Annotated in this window: 2 protein-coding genes; both read right to left on the bottom strand. The window is 50.7% G+C overall.

Annotation, left to right across the window (positions count from 1 at the left end; translation table 11 throughout):
- On the bottom strand, positions 1–257 hold a 257-nt coding region (locus tag AC6F7T_RS00935; RefSeq protein WP_500716076.1), incomplete at its 3' end, for a hypothetical protein.
- A partial coding sequence (locus tag AC6F7T_RS00930) for a hypothetical protein (RefSeq protein WP_500716075.1) occupies positions 254–1,079 on the bottom strand: 826 nt, incomplete at its 5' end. The genes AC6F7T_RS00935 and AC6F7T_RS00930, both read right to left, overlap by 4 nt.

Below are 1,079 nucleotides of genomic sequence, written 5' to 3'. Positions count from 1 at the left end.
TGGTCAATCGCGCCAAGGATATATTCCCGCGCAAAGTTATCCGACCGCGCAAAGGTGATCTTTATGTTGTCCTTGAATATATCCTTACCCTGCGTCCTGGCCGTCACGGTAAAATGGGATGCGCGGTAAACCCCTGCAGGGGATGATATATCAACCGCCGTCGAATTGACCCGTGTCACCGCTGCGCCTCTCGTAAACTCTAAAAGATAGAGCGGTTTTCCGTCTTGTCGGCTTGTGTCTGTTGCGCTATAGCTCACGCCGGAACCTCCATAACTGGTGCGGTCAGTTGACTGTATTTATTGTGTCTGATGGTGATCGTGTCAGCATTCAGCCGCACAAGCGATAAAAAGCTGATCATATCAAAGTCCTCAAGATCCCTGACTCCTATCGGAGAATCAAGGGTGATAGCAGAAACCCCGCTGACCGTTTGCGCTCCGGTAATATCGCGGAACAGGGACGACCCATCCTTAAAAAATATCACGATGGATTGCGGCAGATTGCCGTAAAGATCAATCAATATCGGCTCAATCTGGATTGACGTTTGAAACTCCGTCGTTCCTTCAAGCGGTTGAATGTCGCGGTTGAATGACGGGATATAAAAGACCTTCTGCCGACCGTAACGGGAGTGTAGCCACGCCCGTAAATCCCAAAGCTCTTGGCGATTTTCGGCAAGGTAGTTGATCGTCTGCGCAAAGTCCGTGTAGTCCTGTTTTGTCTCGACAATGACTGCGCCTTGTCCGTTGTCAACTTCCGTAACGGGTCGATGAATACGCTCGTTCAAGCTGCGCGAAAGGATGAAGCTACGGTCAGTGACCACCGGAATATCGTTGTATGTCGGATAGCTTGACGCTTGTGCTGATAGGTCGATGTTTTCCTCAACCGCGAACCGTGCCGAAGCCTCTTGTAGCCCTGCGCCCGTCCTCATGATACTTACCCCTTCTGGAGTCCTTGCAAACCTCACAGGGATAACAGCAGCGCCCGTATAGCTGGCAAGAACAGGGCGCACAAGAGTAATCCGGTCAGCGAGGACTTGATCAATCTCGACCACCTCATAATTTTGATGTGTCGAGTAAATAAGC

It is taken from the genome of Pelovirga sp. (assembly GCF_059864205.1).
Note: the sequence above shows the minus strand (reverse complement) of the source record. Positions and strands in the feature narration are given on the sequence as shown.